The following is a 21,110-nucleotide window of genomic DNA, read 5'->3' as shown; positions in this document are numbered from 1 at the left end:
CGTCATGACGGATAGTCCCCCGCCAGTGCGCCAAACAGGATCACGGCGGCCGTCGAGGCCGCCCCGCCCCGCGCAAGCTGCTCGGCAAGCTCGACAATGGTGGTGCGGACCAGCCGCTCGTCGGGCCGGCCGAGGGATTCGGCGAACAGCGCCGGGGTCGTAGGCGCGAGGCCGTGCGCAATCAATTTTGCGGCAAGCGCCGGAAAGGTACGCCGGCCCATATAGACCACGGTCGTCGCCTCCGGATCGGCCAGCGCCGCCCAGTTCAGGTTCTGCGGCAGCTCGCCGGTGACGTCGGCCCCGGTCACGAACTGCACCCGGCGCGAGGTGTGGCGCCGGGTCAGGGGGATGCCGGCTTGCGCAGCGGCCACGCAGGCCGAGGTGACGCCGGGCACGATTTCGTAGCCGATGCCGGCTTCGCGCAGCGTCGCGAGCTCCTCCTCGAGCCGGCCGAAGATGCCGGCATCGCCCGACTTCAGCCGCACCACGCGCGCGCCAGTCGCGGCATAGTCGACCAGCAGGCGGTTGACGTGATGCTGCTTGGTCGAGGGCCGCCCGGCCCGCTTCCCGACCGCTACGAGATTGGCGCCGGGCCGGGCGAGGTCGAGGATCGCGCCGGAGGCGAGGTCGTCATAGAGCACGACGTCGGCCTCGCGCAGCCGCGCGGCGCCCTTCACCGTGAGGAGCTCGGGATCGCCGGGACCGGCGGAGATGAAGGAGACAAAACCGCTCACCGGTCCTCCGCGATCAGATGGAAGAACGTGCCGGTGGCATTGCCCCGGCGCGAACCGGTCTCGGCGATGACCGTACCGGTCGCGTCGTGCACGACCGCGAGCGGCGTATCGGGCTGGGCCAGAATGGTCGAATAGTGGAACTCATGGCCGCGCAGGCGCGCGCCGGGGTGATGTCCCGGCATTGGCTCTGCGAGCGCGGCCAGACGATAGCCCAGGTGCATGCGGCGTTTGGCGAAGCTCGTCTCCAGGCCGAGCAGGCCAGCCATTTCGTGACGAACGCCATCAGCGTCGGTGAGGCCTGCGCCCAGCACCATATACCCTCCGCATTCGCCATGCACCGGTCGCGCCTCGGCGAAGGCACGCAAGCCGCTGCAAAAGTGCGCATTCGCCGCGATCTTGCCCGCGTGAAGTTCGGGATACCCGCCCGGCAGCCAGCAGACATCGGCGCGCGCGTCGGGCGCTTCATCGGCGAGCGGCGAGAACGAAACGATCTCGGCGCCCGCCGCGCGCCAGGCTTCCAGCATATGCGGATAGACGAAGGAGAACGCGGCATCACGGGCAAGCGCAATACGCTGGCCCGGCGGCGTCACATTAAGACTGTTCGCGGCAGGTTGCGGCGACCAGCTGGCAGCCGATCGCAGCACCGCGTCGAGATCGACATGCTCGGCGACGAAGCGCGCGGCCTCGTCGATCAGCTTGCCGATCTCGGCCTGCTCCTCGGCCTGTACCAGGCCAAGATGCCGCTTCGGCAGGTTGATCTCGGCATGACGCGGCAGCGCGCCGAACACGGCGATGCCGGCATCAACAAGCGCGCGCCGCACGAGATCTTCATGGCGCGGGCTGGCGACGCGGTTGAGCACGACACCAGCGAGGCGCACGCCGGGGCGATAGTCGCGAAGACCCGCCGCGATTGCCGCCGCCGTCTGCGCCTGTCCGGAGGGATCGATCACCAAAACCACCGGCCAGCCCAGCGTCTCCGCGATATCGGCGGTGGCACCGGTGCCCGAGACACCGCGCGCGGCGACGCCGTCGAACAGGCCCATCGAGCCCTCGGCGAGCACGACATCGGCATCCGCACCGCGGCTGACGAGATGCGCGATTCCACCGCGATCCATCGCCCAACTATCGACGTTCACGGAAGCGCGGCCCGTCGCTGCGGCATGGAATGCAGGATCGATATAGTCGGGCCCGCTCTTGAAGCACTGCACATTCAAGCCGCGATTGCGCCAGGCGCGGGCGAGCGCCAGCGTCAGCGTCGTCTTGCCGACGCCGGAGGCCGGCGCAGAGATGACGAGGCTTGCGGGCATCACGCCCCCTCCGGAAAGCGCGGCTCGGCGCCAACAGGCCGATAGCGGCGGTCGTAATCGGCAGCATAGAGGCGGCTCTCGTCAAAATGAGCCGAACCCAGCGTCTTGCCGATCAGAATGAGCGCGGCGCGCTCCATCTCGGTGCCGACAGCCGCATCGAGCGTTGCCAGCGTGGCGCGGACGATACGCTGGTCCGGCCAGCTCGCGCGCCAGACGATCGCGACTGGGCAGTCCGCGCCGTAGTGCGGCATCAGCTCGGCGATGACCTTGTCGAGCAGATGGATCGACAGATGGATCGCGAGCACTGCGCCAGTCGCAGCGAAGGCGGCGAGCTTCTCGCCCTCGGGCATCGCGCTGGCGCGGCCCGGCGTGCGCGTCAGCACCACGGTCTGGGCCAGACCGGGCAGCGTTAGCTCCGCCTCCAGCGCGGCCGCAGCAGCGGCGAAAGACGGCACGCCCGGCGTCACCGCATAGGGAATGCCGAGCGCGCGGAGACGACGGAGCTGCTCGCCCATCGCCGACCAGATCGAGAGGTCACCGGAATGCAGCCGCGCAACGTCCTTGCCATCCGCATGCGCAGCGGCGATCTCCGCGATGATCTCATCAAGTGACAACGGCGCGGTGTTGACGATGCGCGCGCCCGGCGGGCAATGCGCCAGCACGCCCTCGGGCACCAACGAACCTGCATAGAGGCAGACCGGGCAGGCCGCGATCAGGTCGCGCCCGCGCAACGTCAGCAGATCGGGGGCGCCAGGCCCGGCGCCGATGAAATGCACCGTCATGCGCCGTCTCCTTCCGCGATTGCCGCGGTCGCGGTACGATCCTGCGAGACCGCCCGAGTCGCAATCAACCGCGCATGCGGCCCCGCCGCTGCGAGTGCGGCCGCTTCGGCGACCGATCCCGTGCCGAACTTCTCCGTAACTAGCTTCGACTGCGTCGGCGTATCGATGCTAGACAGCACGTCGGCCGGAACAGCCTTGATCGGCACACCACATTCGCGCGCGAGCTGTTGTAGCGCTTCCGCGTCGGCCTTGTCGCTGATAGTCGCCACCGCGCCGAGGCCTGCGGGACCGCCGGCCGCCACGAGCGCCTCACGCAGCGAAGCCAGCGTGACATCCTTCTTGAATCCGAGCCCGGCGACCTTCATCGGACCGCACTCCACTGCACCACGGGCCGCGCCGCCTCCCAGGATCGATAGCGGCCGAGCGGGCCGGCATGGGCGATCTCGACCCGCATCAATTCGCCACCATGACGCTGGTGCAGCTCGCCGAGCAGCGCTTCCGTTTCCAGCGTGACTGAATGAGCAACCAGCCGCGCACCCCGCGGAAGCAGCGACCAGATGGCATCGAACATCGCGCCATCGAGACCACCGCCGATGAAGACGGCGTCCGGCGACTCCAGCCCCGCAAGAGCTTCGGGTGCCCTCGCTGTGACAGCAGTAATCCGATGCGTCAGCCCGAACGCCGCTGCATTGCGGCGCACGTTATCCGCGCGATCCTCGCGCGCCTCGATTGCGGTCGCGGTCCCGCCGCACAGCGCCCACTCGATCGAGATCGAGCCAGAGCCGGCTCCGATGTCCCACAGCCGCTCACCCGGGCGCGGCGCCAGCGCCGAGAGCGCGAGCGCGCGCACCGGCCGCTTGGTGATCTGGCCATCGTGGACAAAGAGATCGTCTGAAAGTCCCGAGCTGCGGTGAATGCCCTGAGCTCCCCTCGCCTGCAATGCCACCGCAATCAGCTTTTCAGTGAGATCATTGACAAAGTGGTCGGCGCGATGCTGGTCGATGCTCTCGCGCGGACCGCCAAGCGCAGCGAGAGTCCACAAGAGTGAAGGCCCCCATCCGCGGTCGGTCAGCCATTTCGCGAGATCACTGACCGCCGTTGCGTCACGCACCAGACAGATGATGCGCGCGTTTTTCGCCAGATGCGGCACCAACCGTTCGAATGGTGCGGCATGAAGTCCAAGGCACGCGACCGATTCGAGACGCCAGCCAAGCCGCGCAGCAACGAGCGAGAATGTCGAGGGAGCCGGATACGCAATCCATTCGTCACCATAGAGCCTCTCGGCCAAGCTTGCGCCAGCGCCATGCCAGAACGGATCGCCGGAGGCCAGCACCACGGTCGGCCGGCCGCGGCAACTCATCACGATGTCTACGTCAAACGGCACCGGCCACGGGCGGCCGCGACCATCCACTTCGGCAAGCGCAAGATGACGCTCGCCGCCGAAGACAGTTTCTGCCTTGGCGAGCGCCTTTCGGCTTGCCTCCGACAGCCCGGCAAGGCCATCTTCGCCGATACCGATGATGGTCAGCCAGGGATCAACCATGAATCGCGCCCTCATTCTGGGCGGAACAGCCGATGCGAGCTTGCTCGCAGCGGCGATCGCGCGTGCAGGGCTTGAGGCCGTCTATTCCTATGGCGGTCGCACCCGCGCGCCCGCCGATCAGCCGCTGCCGACCCGCATCGGCGGCTTCGGCGGCGCGAGCGGGCTTGCGGACTATATCCGCCAAGAAGGCATCACGCACGTGATCGACGCGACGCATCCCTTCGCCGCCGAGATGAGCCGCAATGCGGTTGAAGCGTGCGTGCAGACCGCCACGCCTTTGATCGCGCTGGAACGCGCGCCCTGGACGAGGACGCCCGTCGACCAATGGATCGAAGTTGCCGACGTCAACGCTGCGGCGACCGCGCTTCCGGAAAGCCCGGCAAACGTATTCCTCGCCATCGGCCGCCAGCATATCGCACCGTTTGCGGCCGAACCGCAGCACGCCTACACATTGCGCTTCGTCGATCCGCCCGAAGCGCCGCTGCCCTTCCCTGCTGACGTCATCGTGTCGCGCGGACCGTTCACGATCGACGGCGAGCTTGAGATGCTCCGCACGCGCGGCATCACATGGATCGTCGCCCGCAATTCCGGCGGCGATGGCGCACGCGCCAAGATCGACGCGGCCCGCATGCTGGGCCTTCCCGTGATCATGATCGCGCGGCCGGAGTTGCCCGGGCGCCAGCGGGTCGAGAGCGTGGCCGAGATCATGCGGTGGCTCGGTCATCGCACCTGCCTCGGCGCATAGACCCAGCGGCCGACGCGGCGCGTCTGCGAATTGCCGACGATCACCAGCGTGCGCATGTCGGCCATCTCGGGTGTCGCCTTGTTCAGCGCCACGGTCTCGATCATCTCGTCGGATGCGCTGATCGCGCGCGCAAAGATCACGAGCCGATCGCCACAACCGGCCTCCGTCAGCACCGCGAGCGCGCGGCCAAATCCTTCCGGCCGGCTCGCCGAACGCGGATTGTACAGCGCGATGGCAAAATCAGCGTCCGCCGCCAGTCGCAAGCGCTTCTCGATCAGCGCCCACGGCTTGAGATTGTCGGAAAGGTTGATCGCGCAGAAATCATGCCCGAGGGGTGCGCCGGCGCGCGCGGCCGCCGCCAGCATCGCGGTGATGCCGGGCAGCACGCGGATCGGCAGCGCCTGATATTGCGGCGCCTGTTCGAGCGCCTCGAACACGGCCGATGCCATGGCAAAGACGCCTGGATCGCCGGAGGAGACGATGACGACCTGACCGCCTTCAGCCGCAAGCCGCAGGGCCTCGCGCGCGCGTTGCAGTTCCTCGCGGTTATCCGATGAATGCAGCGTGAGTCCCGGTCGCGGCAGCACGCGCGCGACATAGGGCGCATAGCCCAGGATGTCGGTTGCGGAAGCCAGCGCGGCGGAGACCTCTGGCGTCACCAGCGCGTCGCTGCCCGGGCCGAGGCCCGCGATCGTCAGCGTGCCCGTCATTCGGCGGCGTCCGGATGCCGGCCCTTGCCGTGCACGAGCACGATCGCGAAATAGGGGCAGTCAGCGACATCGATCTCGGCGAGCCGCGCGATGCGCTCGCCCGGCATGGTGCCGCGCTCGACCAGCCAGGCATCGCCCAGCCGGCCGGCGGACGCGAGTGCGCGGCGTACCTTCGCCAGATTACGGCCGGTCTTCATGATGACCAGCGCATCGGAGTCTCGCATGCGGCGTTCCAGCTCGTCTTCGGCAAGCGTGCCCATCAGCACCGTCGTCACGTCGTCGCCGAGCGCGATCGGCTGGCCGACGCCGTTCCAGCAGCCGACCATGCCGGGGATGCCCGCGATCACCTCGATCTCGACGCGGCCCTGCAAGCGCGTGTGCAGATGCATGAAGGAGCCGTAAAAATAGGGATCGCCCTCACAGAGCACGACCACGTCGACCGCGCGTGAGAGCCGCGCCAGGCGCTCGGCCCATTCGTCGTAGAAGCCGGCGAGCAGCTGGACATATTCCGCACTGTCGAAAGCGATCTCGGTCGTCACAGGATATTCCATGGGATATTCGATGACGTCGGCAGCGAGCATTCCTTCGACGATGCGCCGCGCCTGGCCCGGCCTGCCCTTCTTGCGGAAATAGGCGACATGCTGCGCGCTGCGCACGGTGCGATCGGCGCGCACGCTCATCATGTCAGGATCACCGGGGCCGAGACCGCAGCAGATGATGCGTCCCATCGTCATTCGCTCCGGCTCGCCAGCGCGTTCACGGCGGCAACGGTGATCGCGGAACCACCGAGGCGGCCTTCGACCGTCAGCGCCGGCACCGGTAGATCGGCCATCAGCGCCGCCTTGGATTCGGCAGCACCAACGAAGCCGACGGGGCAACCGATGATCGCCGCGGGCCGCGGGCAATCACGGTCCTCGAGCATGTTGAGGAGATGAAACAGCGCGGTCGGCGCGTTGCCGATCGCGACGATCGCGCCATCCAGATGCGGCCGCCACAGCTCGAGCGCCGCAGCCGAGCGCGTGTTGCGCATGGACTGCGCCAGCGCCGGAACGGCGGCGTCGCCGAGGGTGCAGATGACGGCATTGGCAGCGGGAAGCCGCGCGCGCGTAATTCCCTCGGAGACCATGCGCGCATCGCACAGGATCGGCGCGCCCTTCTGCAACGCCCCGCGCGCGGCACTCGCCATGCCCGATGTGAAGCGGATATGCGCTTCCAGGCCCACCATGCCGGCGGCATGGATCATCCGCACCACGACCTGCTCCTCATCGGGCGTGAAGCGGGCAAGATCGGCTTCGGCTCGGATGGTCGCAAAGGATTGCCGGTAGATCGCCGCGCCGTCGGTTTCGTAAGTGTGCGGCATCAGTGCCCTCCCATCAGGATGGAGGGATTGCCGACGATGTCGTCGCGATCCAGGCCGCGCAGGATGGGCTCGTCGCGCGTCGAACCGCCGCGGACGAGATCGAAGCCCGCGCCGGTCGCGACCAGCGTGATCGCAGCCGCGCCGGAATGAGCGCAGCCCTTGGCACAGCCGGAGACGTGAAGCCGCGCGGCCGCGCCGATGTTCGGCGCAAGGGCCGCCGCCAGCGCGCGGGTGTCGGCATGCGCTTCACGGCAGCGCGGCGCGCCGCTACAGGCGATGACGCGCAGCGCCGGATCGTAAGCCTCGGTGATGAGACCGGCCGTAGATGGCATCGTCCGCTTGTCTTCGCTTAAGACCATCCGCCACGGCGTCATGCGCAGCGCATGTCCGCAGCCGGCGAACTGTTTGAGCGTCGCATGCGGCATCTGCCCGAATGCGACGCCGACCATCGCGCCTTGCGGATAGAGGCCAGGGCGCGCCGCAGCCATGATCGGCACCGGCTCGGCCTCGCCGCGTAGCGCGTCGGGCAGGGCTGCGCCAGCGGCAAGATGCGCGGCCATCCGCCCTCGCCCGTCCCTGGCACCGCCTGACGTCACGAACCAATTTGCGAGCGTGAGCGCGGCGGTCACAGCCTCGCCGCGTTGGACGGAACGGCCGAGGCTGGCGCCATTGGCCCGCACCAGCAGTCCACCGGCGCGATCGCGCTCGATCCGCACATCCGCGGAATCGCCGGCGAGCACGCGCGAAGTGCCGTCATCGATGGCAAAGCCGAATTTCGTCGGAAGCGCGAGCACACTGTTCTCCAGCGCCTCCTCGAGCTCGGCGGCGAGCGCCTGCGTCTCGTCGCCCGCGCGCCAGAACGGCGTCACCAGGATGTTGCGCCGGGACTCGGTGTTGGCATCGGGATCGAGCAGCGCCAGCTGCGAAAGACCGTCGAGCAGCAGCCGGTGGCTGCTTTCGCTGACACCTCTGATCTGGAGATTGGCGCGGCTGGTGACGTCGATCAGGCCGTTGCCGTGGCGTTCGGCCAGACGCGCCAGTCCGGAGATCTGCGCCGCGTCGAGTCGGCCGCCGAACGGGCGCACGCGCACCACGAGCCCGTCGCCCGATTGCATCGGGCGCAGCGCGCCGGGACACCAGCCCTTGACCCTGGCCGCACTCATGACGCCTCCTTGAGCGCCGCCGCGATCGAATTGCGACGCGTTCGCCAGAGTGAAGCCTCATGCAGACGGGTGAAGCACGTCTCCATCGCGGCGAGCGCCGCAGGATTTTCGCGGGCCATGAAGGCGCGGACGTCGTCGTTGCCGAGCGTCGCATCATAGTACAGATCGAACAGATGCGGCGGCACGGCACCGGCGAGATGGGCGAAGGCGGCCATGTGTTCGAGCGTCGCCGTGATCTCGGCGGCGCCGCGAAAGCCATGGCGCATCATGCCGGCGATCCAGGCCGGATTGGCCGCGCGCGCGCGGACCACGCGCGAGATTTCTTCCGTCAGCGTCCGCGCCTGCGGCCGGTCGGGACGCGTCGCGTCGAGATGATAGAGCGACGGCGCAATTGCACCGAGATGTGCGGCTGCCGCGGCGACGCCGGCTTCATGCGCGGCATAGTCGGCCGCGAGCAGAAGATCGGTTTCCGGCAAGTCCTGGACGTGAACGAAGGCATCGGCCGATGCGAGCCGCTGTTCGATACCGGCGCGATCGGGCTTGATCTCGCCATCGGCTGAGAACGCCCATGACGAGGCCGACAGCCAGGCTTCGCCCGCGGCGTCACGCGTTTCAGGCGTGAAGGCATCGGGAATCGCGGAGAGGCCGACGCCGTAGTGCCCGGGGCGGGGCGCGAACACGCGGGACGCACGGTGGCGATATGGGTTCTCGTCGCCCTCCTCCTCGCGTGCGGCGAGCGCTTCGGCCGCCGCCTCGAACAACTGAGCGAGGCCGGAGAAGACATCGCGAAACAGGCCCGACACCCGCAGCGTGACGTCGATGCGGGGCCGCCCCAGCTCGGCCGGCGCGATGATGTCATAGCCGGTCACACGGCCGGAGGCGTGATCCCAGCGCGGCGCAAGCCCCGCCAGATGCAGCGCCATCGCGAATTCCTCGCCGGCGGTGCGCATCGTCGCCGAGCCCCACAGATCGACCACGAGGCCGTTTGGCCAGTCGCCGTGATCCTGCAAGTGGCGGCGAAGCAGCTCTTCCGCGAGCTTGATACCATGCGCATGCGCCGACGGCGTCGGCACTGCGCGCGGATCGACGGCAAAGAGATTGCGCCCGGTCGGCAGCACGTCCTGGCGCCCGCGATAGGGCGAGCCCGATGGCCCCGGCGCGACACGTCGGCCCGCAAGCGCGGCGCGCAACGCGTCCCGCTCTGCGTCGCCGCAGGCGCCGCGGCCGAACACGTGCAGGCCGTCGCCGAACTGGCTTTCCTTGAGATCGCAGACGAAGCGATCGATCCGCGGGATCGCCTCGGCTGGCGCTGCCGATGCATCGAGACCGAGATCGTCTTCGAGACCGGCCCCGCGCGCCTCGTCGCGGATCGCAGCGATCAGCCGATGGCGCCGGGCGGGATCGAGACCGTCAGCGGTCGAATATTCGTCGAGGAGCTGTTCGAGCCGACGCAGGCCCTCGGGGACAGCGGATGCCGCAAGCGGCGGCGGCAGATGGCCGATGGTGACGGCGCCGATGCGCCGCTTGGCCTGCGCGGCTTCGCCGGGGTCGTTGACGATGAAGGGATAGATGACAGGGAGATCGCCGATCAGGGCTTCCGGCCAGCAGCTCGACGACAGCGCCACGGATTTTCCGGGCAGCCATTCCAGCGTGCCGTGCGCACCCATGTGTACGACGGCATCGACGCCCTGCCCCCGGAGCCAGAGATAGAACGCGACATAGGCATGGCGCGGCGTGCGGGCGAGATCGTGATAGTCGGCCTCGCGCGCGGCCGTATCGCCACGCTCGGGTTGAACTGCGATGATCGACTGTCCGCATTGGATCGCGGCGAAGTGGAATGCGCCGTCACGACAGCCCGGATCGCTCTCAGGCGTGCCCCAGGCTCGCGCGAGATCATGCTGCAAGGTTTGCGGCAGGCGTGAGAGCGCGGCGCAGTAGTCGGCAACACTCCAGATCAAATTCTGCCTGAGCAGCGTCTCGCCGAGTGCATGCACCGGCGCGACATCGAAGCCGGCCTCGGCAAGATCAGACACCAACGCTTCGACCGAAGCCAGCGCATCGAGACCAACCGCATGCGCTATCTGGTGCGGACGGCCCGGATAATTGGAGAGCACGATCGCCAGCCGCTTCTCATTAGCCGGCTTCTCTGCAAGCCGTCGCCAGGCGGCGACACGCGCAGCAACGGCCTTCACGCGCTCTTCATCCGCGCGATGGGCAAGATACGAAAATTGCAGATCGGGATCACGTTCCGCGGCCGATTTGAAACTCACGACGCCCGCGAACAGGCGGCCATCGACCTCGGGCAGCACCACATGCATGGCGAGGTCGCCGGGCGACAGGCCGCGCAGCGATTCCACCCAGTCCTCGCGCCGCGCCGTGGAGAGCGCGACCTGGAACGCCGGGCACGGCGCAGCGTCGAACGGTGTCGTGCCATCATCGCCCATCGCCGAGAACGCCGTCGCATTGACGATCGCGGCCGGCGGATTTTTCGCAAGATGGTCTCGGAGCCAATCTGCAACGCCCGTAGCCTTCAGCGAGGTGACGAACACGCCGTACGTGTCAAATCCCCGCTCGCGCAGCGTGGCAATCAGCGCGTCGACCGGGCCGGTGTCCGCGGCGGTGAGGTACGAGCGATAGAAGGTCACCAGCGCGCGCGGCCTGCCCTCGCCGTCCGGGATCGCAGCGATGACGCCGCGCGCGGGATCATAGAAGCCCATTTCCGGCACGGTCATCTCGCCGACGACCGGCCCGGCATAAAGACCCGATGCCAGCGCAAGCTGCGCGATCGCCGCTTGTGCCGCGACCGGACCACCGGTGTCGCAGAGCACCTTGAGCCGCCGCAGCGTCGAGACCGGCAGTGTCGAATACGCATCGAGCCGCGTGTCGTCACGGCCATCGGCCGGCAGCACCGCGAGCACGATGCCGCGCGCCTTCGCAAGTTGCTGGAGCGCAGCGAGGCCGTAGGGCCAATAGGACTCACCGCCGATCAGGCGAACCAGGATGCCGCGCGCCTGCGAAAGCGTGCGCTCGATATAGGTGTCGACCGAGAGCGGATGGCGCAGTTCCGCCAGATTAGCCAGCCGCAGCGACGGCAGGTTGCTCTGGCCTCGCCGCCAGCCGGCCGCAAACGCGGCAAGATCGGAATCCGAGTACGAGAGCACCACGAGATCGGCCGGGTCCTGGCCGATGTCCCTTGGCGTCGCGGTCTCCTCGAGACCGCGGCTCTCGCGGAAGACGACGTGCATCAGACACCAAGTCCCGCTTTGATCGCGGCTTCGTCGATATCGCCGTGCTCGCCGATCACGACGAGCTTTGACTGCCGCGCGATCGCGCCCCAGGGCTTGTCGAACTGGTGACGCACGCGTTCGCCGACCGCCTGAAGCAGCAGGCGCATCGGCTTGCCTTCGACCGCGATATAGCCCTTGACGCGCAGCACGTTCTGCTCGCGCGAAAGACGCTGCACCGATGCAACCAGCGCGTCGATGTCGGCAACCTCAGGAAGATCGATCACGACGGAGGCGAAATCGTCGTGCTCGTGGTCCTCCTCGCCATCGTGGTGCGAGGGGCGCGCGGCAAGATCGTTTTCGGCGGCAGCGCCGAGGCCAAGGATGACGCGCGCATCGATCGCACCATCGGTGACTGACAGCATCGGCACGCGACGCGGCATCTCGGCGGTGATCACCGCCTTCGCTGCTTCGAGGCCTGCCGCGCCGGCAAGATCAGCCTTGGTCAGCAGCACGATGTCGGCGCAGGCGATCTGGTCCTCGAACACTTCCGACAGCGGCGTCTCGTGATCGAGATTCTCGTCCGCCGCACGCTGCGCTTCCACCGCGGCCGGATCCGGCGCGAAGCGGCCGGCGGCGACGGCCTCGGCATCGGCCAGCGCGATCACGCCGTCCACCGTGATGCGCGAGCGGATCTCCGGCCAGTCGAACGCCTTCAGCAGCGGCTTGGGCAACGCCAGCCCCGAGGTCTCGATCAGGATGTGATCGGGCCGGACCGGCCGCGCCAGCAGCTTTTCCATGGTCGGAATGAAATCGTCGGCGACGGTGCAGCAGATGCAACCGTTGGCGAGTTCGATGATGTTCTCTTCCGGGCAATTGGCATCGGCACAGGACTTCAGGATTTCGCCGTCGACACCCTCGCTGCCGAATTCGTTGACGAGCACGGCGAGCTTCTTGCCGTTGGGATTGGCGAGCAGATGCTGGATCAGCGTCGTCTTGCCGGACCCGAGAAAGCCGGTCACCACGGTCACCGGGACTTTTGCGAGCGAGTTCATTCGGCGGCCTCCGGCAACGCGGCAATAGGGGGAATGCGCGCAAGCGACTGCTTGCGGAAGATCTCGGGGCGGCTGCGCCAGGGCACGAGGCCGTCGGGCGCGGCCGCATAGGCCGCGGCGCCCGCGATCACGTCGCGCGCGTTGGCATCCGACAGGCGACCATAGACATAGGACCAGCGACCGGGCGCGCTGAGCGCAACCGAGCAGCCCTGGCTGCAGGCCGACAGGCATTCGACGGGAACCACATTGACGCCATCAGGCACGCCAGCCTCGACGATCGCGCCGTGAAGGCGCTTGCCCGGCGTGACTTCGCCCTCGCCTGGCGTCTCGCCGGCACGGCAGGTAATGCAGACGTGAAGTGTGACGGTCATCGCCTCTTCCAAAATAAACAGCGGGAGGCGAAGAGGCCCACGAACCGGTCTTGCGAGGGTCCGTTTCCCCGTCGCGGAACACCCCGTCCGCCGGTCCAAAATCGTCCGCGCTGGCAGGTCTCCCGGCTTGCGGAGCAGGGCTTGCGCCCTTCGATCCCCGCCTTCCCGACCCCCTGGGGGATCAGTGGCTTCGGGCATCTCTCCGGTCACGGTCGCGGGGGCGGCTGCATTTTGGATCCAAATCTTGCCGATTCGGACCCTATCGCATTCCCTCTTCGCCTGTCATAGGACAGGAACCAACGCCAGGTCACCATTTGCCCCTGGCCGCCTCTTGTCAAGCCGAAGGACCGGGACCGATGACGCCTGAACCGGATACCCAAACGGGCGAGGAAACCGACGCCCGCCACGCCCAGAAAATGGCGAAGAAGAAGGCCGCCCGCGACAAGATCATGGCGACCAAGAGTGGCGAAAAGGGCCTCATCATCGTCCACACCGGCGCCGGCAAGGGCAAGTCCTCCTCCGCCTTCGGCATGATCGTCCGCTGCGTCGCCCATGGCTTCCCCTGCGCGGTGGTGCAGTTCATCAAGGGCGCCTGGGATACGGGCGAGCGGCGCCTGCTCACCGGCCATTTCGGCGATCTCTGCCAGTTCCACGCCATGGGCGAAGGCTTTACCTGGGAAACACAGGACCGCACCCGCGACATCGCGGCCGCGCGCGCTGGCTGGGAGAAGGCGAAGCAGCTGATCCTCGACCCGGATTTGCGCATGGTCGTGCTCGACGAGATCAACATCGCGCTGCGCTACGACTATCTCGATATCGCCGAGGTGGTCGAATTCCTGACGACCTCGAAGCCGCCGATGACGCATGTCGTGCTCACCGGGCGTAACGCCAAGGACGAGCTGATCGAGATCGCCGACCTCGTCACCGAGATGACCCTGGTCAAGCATCCGTTCCGCTCCGGCATCAAGGCGCAAGCCGGGGTCGAGTTCTGAAGATATTCGCGATGGCGCGTGCATTGATGATCCAGGGGGCCGGCTCGGACGTGGGCAAATCGCTCATCGTCGCCGGTCTCGCGCGCGCCTTCACGCGGCGCGGCTTGCGCGTGCTTCCCTTCAAGCCGCAGAACATGTCGAACAATGCGGCCGTGACCGTCGATGGCGGCGAGATCGGCCGCGCACAAGCGCTGCAAGCCCTCGCCGCCGGCGTCGAGCCGCACACCGACATGAACCCGGTGCTGCTCAAGCCCGAGACCGATATCGGCGCGCAGGTGATCGTCCACGGCAAACGCATCGCGACCGCGCGTGCGCGCGACTATGCGGCGATGAAGCCATCGCTGATGGGCGCGGTGCTTGAGAGCTTCGAGCGGCTGAAGGCGCGCGCTGATCTCGTGCTGGTCGAAGGCGCCGGCAGCCCGGCCGAGGTCAATTTGCGCAAGGCCGACATCGCCAATATGGGCTTTGCGCGCAAGGCCGACGTCCCCGTCGTGCTGGTCGGCGACATCGACCGCGGCGGTGTCATTGCCCAGCTCGTCGGCATCAAGACGGTGATCGACCCTGACGATGCTGCGATGATCCAGGGTTTTGTCATCAACAAGTTCCGCGGCGATCCCACGCTGTTCGACGACGGCTACAAGCTGATCGAGCAGAAAACGTCCTGGCGCGGCTTTGGCGTGCTGCCCTGGTTTGCACGCGCCGGCGAACTGCCGGCCGAGGACGCGCTGGGCCTCAGCGATGCGCGCAAGCCGGGCCAATGCAAGATCGCCTGTCTCGCGCTGTCGCGGGTCGCCAATTTCGACGATCTCGATCCGCTCAAGCTCGAGCCCGGCATCGATCTCGTGATGGTGCGTCCGGGCGAAGCCATTCCCGGCGACGTGAGGCTCGTCATCATCCCCGGCTCCAAATCCACCCGCGGCGACCTCGCCTTCCTGCGTGCGCAGGGTTGGGACATCGATCTCCTGGCGCATTATCGCCGCGGCGGCCACATCCTCGGCCTCTGCGGCGGCTATCAGATGCTCGGCCGCAGTGTCGCCGACCCCGACGGCATCGAAGGCCCTGCCGGCGAGACGGCGGGCCTCGGGCTTCTGGACGTGGAGACGGTGATGAGCCCGCAAAAAACGCTGACGCGTGTCGCGGCTATGCATGCCGCCACAGACCAGCCAATCGAGGCTTACGAAATCCACATCGGCCGCACAGACGGGCCGGATCGCGTGCGCCCGTTCGCGACACTGAACGGCGAGCCGGAAGGCGCGATCTCAAGCGATGGACGCGTGCAGGGCAGCTATCTGCACGGCCTCTTCACGTCGGACGATTTCCGCAAGGCGTATCTGGCGAAGCTCGACATTCCCGCGGGCGAAGAGCCCTATCACGCCAGGGTCGAGAGCGCGCTCGATGCCCTCGCCGATCACATCGAAAAGCATCTCGACCTCGAAGGCCTGCTCGCGCTAGCGCGCTAGCACCTCGGCAAGGCGTGTCCATTCGGCTTCGCTGCCGGGGAGCCCGAGCCGCAGCCATGTCGGCTCCTTCGCGAACACGCGCGACCAGATGTGGCCATGCGCCAGCTTCTTCTGCGCAGCCAGCGCGTCAGGGGTTTCGTAGAGACGAAATAACGATGCGCCACCAACGAGCGCCCAGCCCTGCCCTCGCACCATCTCATCGAGACGCAAACAATCGCGCGCAAGTCGCGTTGAGGTGGCCTCGCCCCAGGCATCGTCACGCAAGGCGCGGGCGCCGATCGCGATCGCCGCGCCCGAGACCGGCCATGGACCCGCCGCAGCCGCGAGCTTTGCGATGTCGGCCGTATCGCCGATTGCAAATCCAAGCCGCAGACCGGCAAGGCCATAAAACTTTCCGAACGAACGCAGGATCAGCAGCCCCGGCCGATCCGCTTCCGGCGCGAGCGACAGCTGCGGAACAGCATCGGCAAAGCTCTCGTCGATGACGAGACGGCCGACGCGTGGCAGCTGTGCGAGTAGGTCCGTCGGCGCATGGCAACGGCCATCGGGGTTGTTGGGATTGACGACGATGGCGAGGTCCGCTCCTGCGAGGGCGTCAAGATCCCCGACCTCCTGGACATCCCAACCGGCAGCCGACAGGACGCCGGCATATTCGTTGTAGGTCGGCGCGAGGATGCGGGCGCGGCCACGCGCCCCAAGTTGCGGCAGCAGTTGAATAGCGGCCTGCGCGCCGCCCATCGCAACGAGCGGCGCAGTTGTGCGGTAGGCGTGCCGCGCCGCCTGATGCAGGGCATCGATTTCGGCACGTGACGGCAGCGCGCTCCACGCGCGCGAACTCACCTCGCCCACCGGATAAGGCAGCCGGTTGATCCCCGTCGACAGATCGATCCAGTCCTCGGCGCGCCCGCCGAAATGCTGCTGGGCCAGATCGAGATTTCCACCGTGCTCGCGCATGTCCTGTTCTTTCACGCGAAGCTGAGGATCGCAAGGAGGCCTGCGAGCAGCAGCATGGCGCGGCGATAGACCGTCAATCCCCGAGTGATATCGGCGGCGAGCGGATCGCGCCCAGCTTCATTCAGCCAGGGCTCGTTCGAGATGCTGCCGTGATAGATGCGGGGGCCGCTGAGCCGCACGCCGAGCGCGCCGGCCATCGCGGCTTCCGGCCAGCCGGCATTGGGCGAGCGGTGACGGCGCGCATCGCGCGTCATGCACGACAGTGCCTCGGAGCGTTTTGGTGCCAGCAGCACGAAAAAGAATCCAGTCAGCCGCGCCGGAATGAAGTTGGCGACATCGTCGATCCGCGCCGCCGCCCAGCCAAAGGCTTCGTACCGTTCGCTGCGGTGCCCGATCATGGAGTCGAGCGTGTTGATGGCCTTGTAACCCAAAATGCCGGGCAGACCGAACAGCGCGCCCCAGAACACGGGCGCGACGATACCGTCGGAGGCGTTTTCCGCAAGACTCTCGATCGCCGCGCGCGTGATGCCGGCTTCATCGAGCGCGGCGGGATCACGGCCGACGATGCGCGCGACTGCCTCGCGTGCGCCGGCGATGTCGCCGGCCTGCAAGGGTCTCGCGACAGCCGCGACATGATCATGCAGCGAGCGCAGCGCGACCAGCGGCCAGGACAGGACACCCACCAGCACGATCTCGATCCAGCCCGAGGGAAGCAGGGACTGAAGCGCCCAGCCGAGCACGACCGAGACCGCAATCACAAGGAACGTTCCGGCAATGCCCGCGGCGCGGCGACGGGCCGGCGGATCGGACGCGCGATTCCAGGCGGTGTCGATGCCCGTGATCAGCCGTCCGAGCCAGGTCACGGGATGGCCGATCCGCGCGAATAGCCATGACGGCCAGCCCAACAGGGCATCCACCGCCATCGCCACCACCATCGCCCCCGCAAAACCCACATAAATCTCCCGTCTCGCTCCGCCCCTGTTGCGCAAGACGGCGGCCGAGTGCAAGCCCCTGCCCGCCTGATTTCGGCTTTGTCTTTGGCCCCGTTTGGTGATTAGTGCTGGCCGACAGGAGACTTTGATGGCCGTCATCTTGATCACGGGCGGAGCGCGATCGGGCAAGAGCCGGCGTGCGGAGACGCGGGCGCAGACCTTTCCGGGGCCGCCCGTCTATATCGCCACGGCCGAGGCGCTCGACGCCGAAATGGAGGATCGCATCGCAAAGCATCGCGCGCGACGCGGAGCCGACTGGATCGAGCGCGAGGCGCCGCTCGACCTGGTGCAGGCGCTGGTCGAAACCGAGGGCGGCGGCGCAAGACTGGTCGATTGCCTGACGCTCTGGCTGTCCAACCTGCTGCATTCCGAACGCGACTGGTCGCGCGAGGTGACGCACCTCGCCGAGGTCCTGCCTCGCTTGCGCAGTCCGGTCATCATGGTCACCAACGAGGTCGGCCTCGGAATCGTGCCCGACAACGCGCTGGCGCGCGCCTATCGCGATGCTGCCGGGATCATGAACCAGACGTTCGCCGGCGTTGCCGACGAGGTCGAGTTCGTGGTCGCGGGTCTGCCGATGAAGCTGAAATGATGCCGCGCGCTGAACTTCTGCGAGACATCGTCGCGGATCTCAGGATCGCGGCCTCGTTCGTCACGCTCCTGCCGGTCGGATCGTCAACGTCAGCCGGTGATGGCGCGATCGCGCGCGCGACCTGGGCCCTGCCCGTCGCCGGACTGCTGGTCGGCCTTGCCGGCGCGTTCGTCTACAAGATCGCCAGCCGGTTCGGACTGACGCCGAACCTTGCCGCCCTGCTCGCACTGGCCACGACCGCCCTCATCACCGGGGCGTTGCACGAGGACGGCCTCGCGGACACCGCCGACGGGCTCGGCGGTGGCCGCACGCGCGAGCGCAAGCTCGAGATCATGCGCGACAGCCGGATCGGCACCTATGGCGTCTGTGCGTTGATCCTGTCGTTCGGGCTGCGCTGGAGCGCGCTCGCGACGATCGCCAATCCCTGGGCCGTCACGCTGGCGCTATGCGCTGCGCATGCTGCAGCCCGGGCGGGCGTGCCGGCTTTCATGTCGCTGGTGCCACCGGCACGACCTGATGGCCTGTCGGCAAGTGCCGGAGCGCCGCCAGGCCGCAGCGTCGCCATTGCCTTCGCGGTTGGAACTCTCGCGCTCGCCCTCGCACTTGGACCGGGCAAGGCGCTGGTCGGCCTGATCCTGCTGTCGCTCGCCGGCTTGATGCTGGCGCAGCTTGCCGTCCGCCAGATCGGCGGGCAGACCGGCGACATTCTCGGCGCCTTCGAGCAGCTGGGCGAGATCGCGATCCTGCTGGTTGCCGCGGCCTTCCAGATGGGACACTGACCCCATGGTCGAGTTCGACGACACCTTCCGCCGCCACTTGCGCGAGCTGTTCGTGTGGCGCCGTGACGTGCGCCGCTTTCGCACCGATCCTTTGCCTGACGGCGCGGTGGAACGTCTGATCGAAACCGCCTGCCTCTCGCCCTCGGTCGGCCTCAGCCAGCCCTGGCGCTTCGTCACCGTCGATGACGCCGCGCGGCGGCGCGCCGTCATCGACGACTTCAGGGCGTGCAACAGAGACGCGCTGAACTGCTATTCGGGCGAGCGCGCAGCGCGCTATGCGACGCTGAAATTATCGGGCCTCGAACAGTCCCCCGGCCACCTCGCCGTGTTCGCGGACAAGGCCAGCGACATCGGGCACGGACTCGGCCGCGCGACCATGCCGGAGACGACGGAATATTCAGTCGTCGCCGCGATCACCGCGATGTGGCTCGCCGCGCGCGCCGAGGGCATCGGCCTCGGCTGGGTATCGATCCTGAATCCGGACCGCATCCACGCCATTCTCGACGTGCCACAATCCTGGAAATTCATCGCTTATCTCTGCATCGGCTATCCGGAAGTCGAATACGACCAGCCCGAGCTGGAGCAGGCGAAATGGGAACACCGGCGCGGCGCGGACGAATTCACGCTGCGGCGCTAAGGAGGCAGCAAATGCGCCCTACGACTTGCTCTTGCCGGCAACCGCCGCCATCGGCGCCGGGCTTTCCTGCTTCTGGAACATCAACAGCGGCCGGAAGATGATGCGGCCATAGGCCTCGTAGTGGTTCTGGGTCGAGACGGCCATCTTCAGCGGCGTCGCGTAATTGGCCTCGAATGTCATGAATGGCGCGTAGGTCCAGGAGAAGCCGACGCCGACCGAGCCCAGTTCGGTGACCCCGGGGAATGTCGAATACACTGCGCCCCAGTCGGTGAAGATGTAGGTGTCGAAGCCTTTGAGCCACGACGACCAGTTGTAGTGCAGTTCGGCGTTGAAATAATAGCCGCTGTCGCCGGACGCCGCGTTGGAGGGATAGCCCCGCACGGTGGTCGGGCCGCCGATCGAGAAGATCTGGTCGCCCGGCAGCAGTTTTTCCTGCGTGTACTGCCAGCTCGCCAGCACATTCGCGCTGAAATTCTGAGGCCCTGCGGCGCTGGTCGCAATCAGGGAGCCGGTATAGGTGTTGAACGCGCGGTTGTTGCCGAGCACATAGTCATGCCAGGTGATGTAGTTCACCGCCGGCGAGACCGTGACCGAATAGGTGTTGCCCGACTTCGTCACCGAAACGCCAGCCGTCGCCTTGTTGTAGTGGTCGTTGGTGACGTCGACGGTGGCGAAGCGGCTGACCGTCTTGCCTTCGGTCTCGGCGGCATTGAACAGCACCAGCCAGTCCTGCGTCACCCAGAGCGGTTGGCTGAAATTGACCGCGGCCTGGCTCGAACGTCCGGTGACGTCGAGCGCGACGAACGGTCCCTGGATGATCTTGATCTTGCCTTCGGTGTAGCTGACGCCGGCGCGGCCGCCCCAGGGATTGACCGGGATGCTGTAGGCGACGTTGCCGTTGAGATTGCCGTCGGAGCGCACACCGTAGAAGGTCAGGCGGTCGTCGACGCCGAACAGGCCGTGGCGCTTGTAGAAGGCTCCGCCCTCCCAGCGCCCGGTGTTCTCGACCCCCTGGTTGTCGGTAAAGAGCTGCAAGGTGTCGATCGGCGGCTCGATCACCGCGAACTGGAGATCGGTGAGGCCGAAGCTCGTGCCGGGCTGGAGCAGCGCCTTGATCTGCACGTCGTTGGTCCGGTTGAACCAGATCACGTCGCGGTTGAGTTTTGGAACGTCGAGAATCTCTCCTTCCGGCTCCTTCACCCGCTGAAGGATGTAATCGGTGCGAGTCTGCTTGTTGCCCTCGATGGTCGTCTTCTGGAGCCGGCCCTCGGTCAGCTTGATCTTGACTACACCGCCCTTGGCATCCTGCTCCGGCAGCGTCGCGATGCCCGTGACGATGCCGCGCGCGGTGTAGACGGCGTTGATGTCGGCGACGAGCTGCAACAGCGAAGCGATATCGACATTCTTGCCGACATACTTCTTGGCAATCTCATCCAGCTCCGCCGGTGTGATGAATTTCGAAGAGTCAAACTCGACCTTGCGCAGGCGGAATTTTGGTCCGCCCGGCTTGAGGAGCTGGGATTTTTCCCGCTCTCCGCCGGTCACCGCCGGCCCGTTGAGCTTGGGCGGCGCGCTCTGCTGTTCGAGCTGGCGGCGCTGCCGGTCGATGTCGTTCTGGATCACGCCGGGATTGATCGACTGTGCGCGCGCGGACGCGATACAGCAAGCCGCAAGCCCGACTCCCAATGCTGCCGCCCAAACCCGCATCCC

21 protein-coding genes and 1 riboswitch are annotated in these 21,110 nt (G+C 67.2%); of the genes, 6 read left to right on the top strand and 15 right to left on the bottom strand.

Annotated features, from left to right (window positions below; translation table 11 throughout):
• Nucleotides 1–2: 2 nt before the first annotated feature.
• The 5 genes from cobA to cbiE are packed head-to-tail and all read right to left on the bottom strand — an operon-like array spanning nucleotide 3 to nucleotide 4,366.
• Nucleotides 3–734 (bottom strand): uroporphyrinogen-III C-methyltransferase, encoded by a 732-nt coding sequence (gene cobA / locus AC1RUR_RS06250; RefSeq protein WP_492842217.1) that lies wholly within the window; start codon nucleotides 732–734, stop codon nucleotides 3–5.
• Nucleotides 731–2,041 (bottom strand): cobyrinic acid a,c-diamide synthase CobB, encoded by a 1,311-nt coding sequence (locus tag AC1RUR_RS06245; protein WP_492842216.1) that lies wholly within the window; start codon nucleotides 2,039–2,041, stop codon nucleotides 731–733. The genes cobA and AC1RUR_RS06245 overlap by 4 nt, the downstream gene beginning before the upstream one ends.
• Nucleotides 2,041–2,823, bottom strand: a complete 783-nt coding sequence (gene cobM / locus AC1RUR_RS06240; RefSeq protein WP_492842215.1) for a precorrin-4 C(11)-methyltransferase — start codon at nucleotides 2,821–2,823, stop codon at nucleotides 2,041–2,043. The genes AC1RUR_RS06245 and cobM overlap by 1 nt, the downstream gene beginning before the upstream one ends.
• A complete protein-coding gene (locus tag AC1RUR_RS06235; RefSeq protein WP_492842214.1) occupies nucleotides 2,820–3,188 on the bottom strand; it encodes a cobalamin biosynthesis protein in 369 nt (122 codons plus the stop codon). Before AC1RUR_RS06235 ends, cobM begins: the two co-directional genes overlap by 4 nt.
• Entirely contained in the window at nucleotides 3,185–4,366 is a 1,182-nt protein-coding gene (gene cbiE, locus AC1RUR_RS06230; protein ID WP_492842213.1) for a precorrin-6y C5,15-methyltransferase (decarboxylating) subunit CbiE, read from the bottom strand. The genes AC1RUR_RS06235 and cbiE overlap by 4 nt, the downstream gene beginning before the upstream one ends.
• Between cbiE and AC1RUR_RS06225 the strand changes: the two genes are divergently transcribed.
• Nucleotides 4,365–5,111: a cobalt-precorrin-6A reductase gene (locus tag AC1RUR_RS06225; protein WP_492842212.1), complete on the top strand. Its 747-nt coding sequence runs from the start codon at nucleotides 4,365–4,367 to the stop codon at nucleotides 5,109–5,111. The two genes, cbiE and AC1RUR_RS06225, sit on opposite strands and share 2 nt — an antisense overlap.
• Here the strand turns inward: AC1RUR_RS06225 and cobJ are convergent.
• The 7 genes from cobJ to AC1RUR_RS06190 are packed head-to-tail and all read right to left on the bottom strand — an operon-like array spanning nucleotide 5,087 to nucleotide 12,994.
• A complete protein-coding gene (gene cobJ / locus AC1RUR_RS06220) occupies nucleotides 5,087–5,821 on the bottom strand; it encodes a precorrin-3B C(17)-methyltransferase (protein WP_492842211.1) in 735 nt (244 codons plus the stop codon). The two genes, AC1RUR_RS06225 and cobJ, sit on opposite strands and share 25 nt — an antisense overlap.
• Nucleotides 5,818–6,549 (bottom strand): precorrin-2 C(20)-methyltransferase, encoded by a 732-nt coding sequence (locus AC1RUR_RS06215; protein ID WP_492842210.1) that lies wholly within the window; start codon nucleotides 6,547–6,549, stop codon nucleotides 5,818–5,820. Before AC1RUR_RS06215 ends, cobJ begins: the two co-directional genes overlap by 4 nt.
• A 2-nt stretch (nucleotides 6,550–6,551) precedes the next feature.
• Entirely contained in the window at nucleotides 6,552–7,181 is a 630-nt protein-coding gene (locus tag AC1RUR_RS06210; protein WP_492842209.1) for a precorrin-8X methylmutase, read from the bottom strand.
• The gene (gene cobG, locus AC1RUR_RS06205) at nucleotides 7,181–8,344 is read right to left on the bottom strand and encodes a precorrin-3B synthase (protein WP_492842208.1); all 1,164 of its coding nucleotides are present in this window, start codon (nucleotides 8,342–8,344) and stop codon (nucleotides 7,181–7,183) included. The genes AC1RUR_RS06210 and cobG overlap by 1 nt, the downstream gene beginning before the upstream one ends.
• Nucleotides 8,341–11,589 carry a cobaltochelatase subunit CobN gene (cobN, locus tag AC1RUR_RS06200; protein ID WP_492842207.1) on the bottom strand — a complete coding sequence of 1,083 codons (3,249 nt, stop codon included), beginning with the start codon at nucleotides 11,587–11,589 and terminating at the stop codon, nucleotides 8,341–8,343. The genes cobG and cobN overlap by 4 nt, the downstream gene beginning before the upstream one ends.
• A complete protein-coding gene (gene cobW / locus AC1RUR_RS06195; protein WP_492842206.1) occupies nucleotides 11,589–12,623 on the bottom strand; it encodes a cobalamin biosynthesis protein CobW in 1,035 nt (344 codons plus the stop codon). The genes cobN and cobW overlap by 1 nt, the downstream gene beginning before the upstream one ends.
• The gene (locus AC1RUR_RS06190; RefSeq protein ID WP_492842205.1) at nucleotides 12,620–12,994 is read right to left on the bottom strand and encodes a DUF1636 family protein; all 375 of its coding nucleotides are present in this window, start codon (nucleotides 12,992–12,994) and stop codon (nucleotides 12,620–12,622) included. Before AC1RUR_RS06190 ends, cobW begins: the two co-directional genes overlap by 4 nt.
• A gap of 95 nt (nucleotides 12,995–13,089) precedes the next feature.
• A riboswitch (cobalamin riboswitch) is annotated at nucleotides 13,090–13,310 on the bottom strand.
• Between the two features lie 40 nt (nucleotides 13,311–13,350).
• On the opposite strand from AC1RUR_RS06190, the gene cobO reads away from it, so the two are divergent.
• The gene (gene cobO / locus AC1RUR_RS06185; RefSeq protein ID WP_492842204.1) at nucleotides 13,351–13,986 is read left to right on the top strand and encodes a cob(I)yrinic acid a,c-diamide adenosyltransferase; all 636 of its coding nucleotides are present in this window, start codon (nucleotides 13,351–13,353) and stop codon (nucleotides 13,984–13,986) included.
• Between the two features lie 11 nt (nucleotides 13,987–13,997).
• The gene (locus tag AC1RUR_RS06180) at nucleotides 13,998–15,446 is read left to right on the top strand and encodes a cobyric acid synthase (RefSeq protein WP_492842203.1); all 1,449 of its coding nucleotides are present in this window, start codon (nucleotides 13,998–14,000) and stop codon (nucleotides 15,444–15,446) included.
• Here AC1RUR_RS06180 and cobD read toward each other — a convergent pair.
• Both cobD and cbiB read right to left on the bottom strand, forming a co-directional pair.
• On the bottom strand, nucleotides 15,435–16,400 hold the full coding sequence (gene cobD / locus AC1RUR_RS06175; protein WP_492842202.1) for a threonine-phosphate decarboxylase CobD: 966 nt from the start codon (nucleotides 16,398–16,400) through the stop codon (nucleotides 15,435–15,437). The genes AC1RUR_RS06180 and cobD overlap by 12 nt on opposite strands.
• An 11-nt stretch (nucleotides 16,401–16,411) precedes the next feature.
• On the bottom strand, nucleotides 16,412–17,353 hold the full coding sequence (cbiB, locus tag AC1RUR_RS06170) for an adenosylcobinamide-phosphate synthase CbiB (RefSeq protein ID WP_492842201.1): 942 nt from the start codon (nucleotides 17,351–17,353) through the stop codon (nucleotides 16,412–16,414).
• A gap of 127 nt (nucleotides 17,354–17,480) precedes the next feature.
• Here cbiB and cobU point away from each other — a divergent pair, with 127 nt between their 5' ends.
• The 3 genes from cobU to bluB are packed head-to-tail and all read left to right on the top strand — an operon-like array spanning nucleotide 17,481 to nucleotide 19,400.
• Nucleotides 17,481–17,984: a bifunctional adenosylcobinamide kinase/adenosylcobinamide-phosphate guanylyltransferase gene (gene cobU / locus AC1RUR_RS06165; RefSeq protein WP_492842200.1), complete on the top strand. Its 504-nt coding sequence runs from the start codon at nucleotides 17,481–17,483 to the stop codon at nucleotides 17,982–17,984.
• Nucleotides 17,981–18,763 carry an adenosylcobinamide-GDP ribazoletransferase gene (cobS, locus tag AC1RUR_RS06160; RefSeq protein WP_492842199.1) on the top strand — a complete coding sequence of 261 codons (783 nt, stop codon included), beginning with the start codon at nucleotides 17,981–17,983 and terminating at the stop codon, nucleotides 18,761–18,763. Before cobU ends, cobS begins: the two co-directional genes overlap by 4 nt.
• 4 nt (nucleotides 18,764–18,767) lie before the next feature.
• The gene (bluB, locus tag AC1RUR_RS06155; RefSeq protein ID WP_492842198.1) at nucleotides 18,768–19,400 is read left to right on the top strand and encodes a 5,6-dimethylbenzimidazole synthase; all 633 of its coding nucleotides are present in this window, start codon (nucleotides 18,768–18,770) and stop codon (nucleotides 19,398–19,400) included.
• A gap of 18 nt (nucleotides 19,401–19,418) precedes the next feature.
• Here bluB and AC1RUR_RS06150 read toward each other — a convergent pair whose 3' ends face one another.
• A complete protein-coding gene (locus tag AC1RUR_RS06150) occupies nucleotides 19,419–21,107 on the bottom strand; it encodes a ShlB/FhaC/HecB family hemolysin secretion/activation protein (protein ID WP_492842197.1) in 1,689 nt (562 codons plus the stop codon).
• Nucleotides 21,108–21,110 lie beyond the last annotated feature (3 nt).

The organism is Bradyrhizobium sp. GW821-FHT12B03 (assembly GCF_058807535.1).
This window is presented reverse-complemented; position numbering and strand designations above follow the sequence as displayed.

What these genes read in the sequence shown, in the direction of transcription:
- cobU (WP_492842200.1), top strand. Translation starts at nt 17,481, where the DNA reads ATGGCCGTCATCTTGATCACGGGCGGAGCGCGATCGGGCAAGAGCCGG.
- cobO (WP_492842204.1), top strand. Translation starts at nt 13,351, where the DNA reads ATGACGCCTGAACCGGATACCCAAACGGGCGAGGAAACCGACGCCCGC.
- AC1RUR_RS06225 (WP_492842212.1), top strand. Translation starts at nt 4,365, where the DNA reads ATGAATCGCGCCCTCATTCTGGGCGGAACAGCCGATGCGAGCTTGCTC.
- cobS (WP_492842199.1), top strand. Translation starts at nt 17,981, where the DNA reads ATGATGCCGCGCGCTGAACTTCTGCGAGACATCGTCGCGGATCTCAGG.
- AC1RUR_RS06190 (WP_492842205.1), bottom strand. Translation starts at nt 12,994, where the DNA reads ATGACCGTCACACTTCACGTCTGCATTACCTGCCGTGCCGGCGAGACG.
- cobD (WP_492842202.1), bottom strand. Translation starts at nt 16,400, where the DNA reads ATGCGCGAGCACGGTGGAAATCTCGATCTGGCCCAGCAGCATTTCGGC.
- cobW (WP_492842206.1), bottom strand. Translation starts at nt 12,623, where the DNA reads ATGAACTCGCTCGCAAAAGTCCCGGTGACCGTGGTGACCGGCTTTCTC.
- cobM (WP_492842215.1), bottom strand. Translation starts at nt 2,823, where the DNA reads ATGACGGTGCATTTCATCGGCGCCGGGCCTGGCGCCCCCGATCTGCTG.
- bluB (WP_492842198.1), top strand. Translation starts at nt 18,768, where the DNA reads ATGGTCGAGTTCGACGACACCTTCCGCCGCCACTTGCGCGAGCTGTTC.
- cobG (WP_492842208.1), bottom strand. Translation starts at nt 8,344, where the DNA reads ATGAGTGCGGCCAGGGTCAAGGGCTGGTGTCCCGGCGCGCTGCGCCCG.
- cobN (WP_492842207.1), bottom strand. Translation starts at nt 11,589, where the DNA reads ATGCACGTCGTCTTCCGCGAGAGCCGCGGTCTCGAGGAGACCGCGACG.
- AC1RUR_RS06180 (WP_492842203.1), top strand. Translation starts at nt 13,998, where the DNA reads ATGGCGCGTGCATTGATGATCCAGGGGGCCGGCTCGGACGTGGGCAAA.
- AC1RUR_RS06150 (WP_492842197.1), bottom strand. Translation starts at nt 21,107, where the DNA reads ATGCGGGTTTGGGCGGCAGCATTGGGAGTCGGGCTTGCGGCTTGCTGT.
- AC1RUR_RS06210 (WP_492842209.1), bottom strand. Translation starts at nt 7,181, where the DNA reads ATGCCGCACACTTACGAAACCGACGGCGCGGCGATCTACCGGCAATCC.
- AC1RUR_RS06245 (WP_492842216.1), bottom strand. Translation starts at nt 2,041, where the DNA reads ATGCCCGCAAGCCTCGTCATCTCTGCGCCGGCCTCCGGCGTCGGCAAG.
- AC1RUR_RS06215 (WP_492842210.1), bottom strand. Translation starts at nt 6,549, where the DNA reads ATGGGACGCATCATCTGCTGCGGTCTCGGCCCCGGTGATCCTGACATG.
- cbiE (WP_492842213.1), bottom strand. Translation starts at nt 4,366, where the DNA reads ATGGTTGATCCCTGGCTGACCATCATCGGTATCGGCGAAGATGGCCTT.
- cobJ (WP_492842211.1), bottom strand. Translation starts at nt 5,821, where the DNA reads ATGACGGGCACGCTGACGATCGCGGGCCTCGGCCCGGGCAGCGACGCG.
- AC1RUR_RS06235 (WP_492842214.1), bottom strand. Translation starts at nt 3,188, where the DNA reads ATGAAGGTCGCCGGGCTCGGATTCAAGAAGGATGTCACGCTGGCTTCG.